Below are 6120 nucleotides of genomic sequence, written 5' to 3'. Positions count from 1 at the left end.
CGGCAAGGGGGCGTCGGTGTGCATTTCGGCGCGGGAACCGCTGTCGGGGGTCACGGCGGCGTGGGCGGTGCGGGCACCAGCGGTGCCGCGTTCGGCGGTTCCGGCGGAATGGCAATCAACGACGGAACGGGTGGCGCGGTAGGTGGCACGGGAGCTGACGGCGTCAGCGGCGGCAACACCTCGCCCGGTGGGGCAGCCGGAAGCGGTGGCCTGGCGTGGGTCGTCAATACCGACGCCACGGGTCATGCCGTCGGTGGTGCCGGCGGTCGAGGCGGGGACGGCACCGTCGGCGGGGCAGGTGGCGCAGGCGGGGCAGTGCTGCAGGAGGGGAGGAGCACCGCGACAGCCGGGCATGGCGGCGCCGGCGGCACGGGTTCCAGCGGGGAGGGCGGGACTGGCGGAGCGGGTGGAAACGCCGAAATCAGGAACCAGACCTCAAGTGCCGGCGCCGTCGGCGGCGACGGTGGTCAGGGGGGCAACGGCACCACCGGAGGGACCGGCGGCGCCGGCGGATCGGCCTATACCAACGGCACCGGCGATGCCAACGGTGGAACCGGGGCGGCCGGTGGAACCGGCACCAGCGGGGGCGGAGGGGTTGGCGGCGATGGCGGGTCAGCCACGATTGCGCAGGGTGGCTCCGGTGCTCAGGCAACCGGTGGCGGCGGAGGTGACGGCGGGGACGGTGCCACCGGCGGAGTAGGCGGTACCGGAGGTGATGGACGTACCAGCGGGTCCGGCATCGGTGCGGGCGGCAATGGCGGCACCGGCGGTGACAGCTCCGCCCCGTCGGCCAAGGGCGGCAACGGCGGCGACGGCGGCAACGCCCACGCGCAAGGGCTGCAGGCCATTGTCGGCCTCGGCGGCTCCGGTGGCGCGGGCACCGGGCCGGGCGGGTTACCAGGCTCGCCGGGCCAGAGTGGGTCGTTTGTCTGAGGACGGTCAGCCGAACGGCTTAACCCTTGACCGTGCGCGTAGCGTGAAGCCGATTGCATTGGGCGAATCACCAGGAGGCAGCGGAATGACCGACCCGACGGAGGATGTGGTCCGCGGTGGCGACGGCGGCCAGGGCGGTCGCGGAGGTGCCGGTGGCGCAGGTGGCGCGGGTGGCCGCGGGGGGGCTGGTGGCCGAGGCGGTGACGGTGGACGCGGCGGTGACGGGGGCCCCGGCGGCGCTGGCGGGCCCGGCGGGGCGGGCGGTGAACCTGGCTTGGGAGGTGAACCGGGGCAACCGGGTCAGCCGGGCGAGCCCGGGCAGCCGGGTCAGCCGGGTCAGCCGGGTCAGCCTGGTCGCGCCGGCTGATTTTGGCAATGCCGCCCCAGGCGCTGGCGGTTTCGTTGGGTCAGGTGGGCCTGGCGGTCTAGCGGGCGCAGACGGTGAAGCGGGATCGATCGTCTGACGGTTCAGTTAACCGACGAAGCCCCGGCCAGCGCATACAACCGCCACACTCCCGGGACGCCCCTGAGCTCGTGTTCCCCGCGCTCGACGAATTGATGGCGCGACCCGGTCACGATGTCGCGCAGAGTCGAGGACACCAACACCTGACCGGCGCCGGCCAGCGACGACACCCGCGCCGCGATGTGTACGGCCATGCCGGCGACATCAGTGCCGCGCACTTCCACCTCACCGGCATGAATGCCCACGCGCACGTCGATGCCGAGCACGCGGACCGAGTCCACGATCGCGTCCGCACAAGCCAGAGCCGCGCTCGGACTGCTGAAAGTCACTACGAACCCGTCGCCGGCGGTGTTGACCTCGCGGCCACCGAATCGCTGTATCTCATGGCGGACCATTTGGTCGTGGTTGTCCAGCAGGTCGCGCCAGCGATGGTCGCCGAGCTCAGCCGCGTGCTGCGTCGAACCGACGATGTCGGTGAACATGATGGTGACCAGCGCCCGCTCGGCCTCGGCGCCGCCCCGCACGCCGGTCACGAACTCCTCAATCTCGTCGAGCATCGGCGAGGCATCGCCGACCCAGTACAGGACGTCCGCACCCGGCAGCTCAATAAAGCGTGATCCGGCGATGCGCTCGGCCAGATAGCGGCCTTGCCCGACCGGAATGAAAACCGCTTCGAGGCGGTGCAGGACCAGCGTCGGCGCGCTGATCCGGGCAAGCGTGTCCCGGACGTCGGCCTTGGAGAACGCTGTAGCCACCGCCCGGGCCATACTGGGCGGCCCGGCCCGGTTGCCGGCCAGATCCCACCAGGAGCGAAACACGTCATCACCGGCAACCGACGGCGCGACGATGCGGAGGACGTCGAAACCCTGCTCGACGGCGTCGTGCTCGAGCGCGACGGTCAAGTAGGGATCGAGCAGCTCAGGTGCAGCGCCGGCGGGGTAGTCGGGCGCCCACAGCGCACGAGCCGTCCCGCTGACGATGACCAGGTTGCGGACCCGCTCCGGGTGGTCCGCCGCCAACACGAGCCCGGTCATCGCATGAAAATTCGGCGCAAAAATGGTGGCTCGCTCACATCCGACCGCGTCCATCACCGCGATTGCGTCTTCGGCCCAACTCTCCGGCCCCAACATGTCCAGGTCCGGCGTCCGCGACGAAAGCCCCACTCCGCGCAGATCAAATCGGATCACCCGGGCGAAGGACGCCAGGCGCCGATGGAAGCGGTACAGGGCGGGTTCGTCGTCGATCGAGTCAATGGGGACGAACGGCCCCGGCAGCACCAGCAGATTCAGGGGACCATCACCAAGCACCTGGTAGGCGATATCCAGATCGCCGCACCGGGCGTACCGGGTACGCGGAGCCTGCGCCACCGGCACAGGCTAATTCATGACTGCAACGAGCCCGGTGGGTTTGGCCGATGGCGACGCAACGCGGTGTACCAGAATGGCGTTCTTAGACGGAACTCAACCGGCAGCCAACGCAGCCTTCGTTTCCTTCTTCATCACGACGCGCGATGAATGCGTAGGTTTTCCTGCCCGACCAGCAATTCCAGTCGGAAAGTGCGCACGATAGCTTGGGATGAATTCATCACACACCAATTCCAGTGGCCTGCAGATGAGCATACGAGCGCCCCAAGATGGACATCGGAGACACCCAGCACTTGCCGAATTCCCTTGATGTTCACAGAAATCAGCCGCTGCCGAGCCCGCGGGCAATGGCTTTGCCGTATCGGGTGCAAAACATACCAATTGCCACTGCCTTCGGAATATTGTGGACACCTGGTTTTCGTGCCGTCAGCCCTAACCCACCAGGCGGGAGCACCAAGTGTCATACGTAATGGCAGCACCGGAATTATTGGCGGCGGCGGCAGCGGATGTGGCGGGCATCGGCTCGTCATTGCGCGCGGCGAATTCCGCTGCGGCGGTGCCGACGACCGCGGTGTTGGCAGCGGCGGGCGACGAGGTGTCCGTGGCTATCGCGTCATTATTTTCCAGCCACGGCGAGGCGTATCAGGCCCTCAACAAGCAGGCGGCGGCATTCCAGACCGAATTCGCGCGCGCCCTCGGCCAAGGCGGAGCGGCCTACGGCCTTGCCGAGGCGGTCAACGCGTCGCCCCTGCAGGTGCTCGAAGAGCAGGTACTGGCGCTGATCAACGCGCCAACAAATCTGCTCTTGGGCCGTCCGCTGATCGGCAACGGCACCGACGGCGCACAGGGCACCGGCCAGAACGGGGGTGGTGGCGGGATCCTGTGGGGCAACGGCGGCAATGGCGGATCGGGCGCGCCCGGCGGAGCCGGTGGTGCCGGTGGCGCGGCCGGCCTACTCGGTGCCGGTGGGGTCGGCGGCGCCGGCGGAGTGGGTGGAGGCGCGGGCGGCGCCGGCGGCACCGGCGGGTGGTTGTGGGGTAACGGCGGGACTGGTGGAGCCGGCGCGATCGGCGCTGCGGGCATCAACGGCGGGGCCGGAGGGGCCGGCGGTAGCGCCCTGTTGTTCGGCAGCGGTGGGGCCGGCGGCATGGGTGGCTCCGGCGCCGCGGGCACTACTGGTACCGCCGGCGACCCGGGCACCGCGACCCAGGCCGGTGGTGTCGGCGGCGTCGGCGGCAAAGGAAGCCATGGCGGAATGGGCGGTGCCGGCGGCAACGGCGGTTTGGTGTACGGCGCCGGCGGTGCGGGCGGCAGCGGCGGCGTGGGCGGAGCCGGAGGCACCGGCGGTGTCGGCGGCACCGGGTGGGACGCGACCACTGCGGGGGCCGCCGGCGGTCATGGCGGCAACAGCGGCTCCGGCGGGGACGGCGGCAACGGCGGAATGGGCGGTGCCGGGGGACGCGGCTCGACGCTGTTCGGTGCGGAGGGCGCCAACGGCAATGGCGGGGCCGGCGGCGCCGGAGGCAACGCCGGAGCGCCCGGCGACGGCGGAACCGGCGGCGCCGGCAATGCCACCATCACTCAGGGCGGTGACGGCGGCAACGGCGGCAACCCCGGCGGCGTCGGCATCGGCGGGAACGGCGGCGGCGCCGGCGGTCCGGGTGGTACCCCCGGGACCAGCGGCGCCGTCGGAACCGTCATCCCCGGTAACGGCGGCAACGGTGGGATTGGCGGCCAGGGTTACGACGCCGCCGGTGACCCACTGGCCGGCCCTGCCACATCCGGTGGCAAAGGCGGGCACGGCGGCTACGGCGGCAGCTATGGACGAGGCGGGGCCGGCGGGGCCGGTGGCAACGCCACGACTGGCGGCAACGGCGGCGAGGGCGGCTTCGGCGGCAGCAGCGGTGCTTTCGGCGGGGTCGGCGGTGCCGGTGGCGCCGGCGGTGACGGCGCCGGCACCGGTAACGGCGGCAACGGCGGAGCGGGCGGCGACGGTTCCAGCAGCGGCGCCGGACCTGCTGCGGTCGGCGGTGCGGGAGGTGCCGGCGGTGGCACCGCCACCGGCCGTGGCGGCAACGGCGGCGCCGGCGGTTTCGCGTCCAGCAATGGGGCCGGGGATGCGGTCGGCGGCGTCGGTGGGGCGGGCGGTATTGGTGCGGGCGGCGGCGGCAATGGTGGCGCCGGCGGCGCTGCGGCAAACAACGGAACGGGCAATGCCACTGGTGGAGCCGGGGCCGACGGCGTCACCGCGGGCCTCGCGGGCAACGGCGGCAAGGGCGGGGACGGCGGCGGCGCGTTTGTCGTCAATGCGCTGTCGACAGCCAAAGCCACCGGAGGCGTCGCCGGCATCGGCGGCGACGGAATCAACGGGGGGGCCGGCGGAACCGGCGGATCGGCCTTCACCGCAGGTACCGGCGCTGTCACCCCCACCGACGGCGGTGCGGGCGGTGCAGGCTTCGGTGGAACGGCCGGTGCAGGCGGGGCGGGCGGCAACGCGCAGGTCAGCAACAGCACATCGACCGTTGCCCCCGTTGGCGGCCACGGCGGAACCGGCGGTTTCGGCACCAACGGCGGGCGCGGCGGCGACGGCGGCGCGGCCTCCACGTCGGGCACGGGCAGCGCGACGTCGGGCACCGGCGGCAAGGGCGGGGACGGCACCGGCGGAATCGGCGGTTCCGGAGGAAACGGCGGCACGGCTTCCATCTCCAATGGCACCTCGACCGCGACGGCTACCGCGGGCGACGGCGGGGCGGGCGGCAAGGCCGCCAACGGCGGAAACGGCGGCACCGGCGGGTCAGCAACCACCAACGGAACCGGACACGTCAATCCTGGGACCGGCGGAAGAGGCGGCGACGGCTTTGTCGGCGCCGGTGGAGCCGGCGGGGACGGCGGCAACGCGACCATCACCAACGCGAACTCGACCGTGAGCCCGGTCGGCGGCACCGGCGGAGCCGGCGGCACCGGCATCGACAACGGTGGTGTGTTCTCAGCGCGCGGCGGGACTGGGGGCACTGCGCAGACCATCAGCAGCAGCGCCACTACGACAGCCACCGGCGGCATGGGCGGGGTCGGCGGCAACGCCACGAACGGCACGGGCGGAACCGGCGGCTCCGGCGGCAACGGAATCCACAACGGTGCCGGCACCGCTATCGGCGGGATCGCCGCTGTCGGCGGTACGGGACCCGGTGGAGGTGGGAGCGGCGGCAACGGCGGATCCGCGGCCAACTTTGGAACTGGCAGTGCCGTTGGCGGCGCCGGTGCCGCCGGCACCAGCGGGGGCACCACGGGCATCGGCGGAGCCGGCGGAAACGGGGGAGGGGCGGACGTCGCCTCAGGGCCCAGCGCCACCGGGGGCAAGGG

Annotated in this window: 3 protein-coding genes and 1 pseudogene; 2 read left to right on the top strand and 2 right to left on the bottom strand. The window is 72.2% G+C overall.

Annotation, left to right across the window (positions count from 1 at the left end):
- A pseudogene (locus AWC08_RS36555) lies at positions 1 to 933 on the top strand (PE-PGRS family protein); the annotation flags it as partial.
- Positions 934 to 1000: 67 nt separating this feature from the next.
- Here the strand turns inward: AWC08_RS36555 and AWC08_RS36550 are convergent.
- Both AWC08_RS36550 and AWC08_RS16760 read right to left on the bottom strand, forming a co-directional pair.
- Positions 1001 to 1309 carry a hypothetical protein gene (locus AWC08_RS36550; protein WP_156803228.1) on the bottom strand — a complete coding sequence of 103 codons (309 nt, stop codon included), beginning with the start codon at positions 1307 to 1309 and terminating at the stop codon, positions 1001 to 1003.
- A gap of 92 nt (positions 1310 to 1401) precedes the next feature.
- Entirely contained in the window at positions 1402 to 2763 is a 1362-nt protein-coding gene (locus AWC08_RS16760) for an adenylate/guanylate cyclase domain-containing protein (RefSeq protein ID WP_069435563.1), read from the bottom strand.
- Positions 2764 to 3217: 454 nt separating this feature from the next.
- Here AWC08_RS16760 and AWC08_RS16755 point away from each other — a divergent pair.
- Positions 3218 to 6120, top strand: a 2903-nt coding sequence (locus tag AWC08_RS16755; protein WP_218621744.1) for a PE family protein, incomplete at its 3' end; no start/stop codon positions are given.

It is taken from the genome of Mycobacterium gordonae, from assembly GCF_002101675.1.
Taxonomy (GTDB): Bacteria; Actinomycetota; Actinomycetes; order Mycobacteriales; family Mycobacteriaceae; genus Mycobacterium; species Mycobacterium gordonae.
This window is presented reverse-complemented; position numbering and strand designations above follow the sequence as displayed.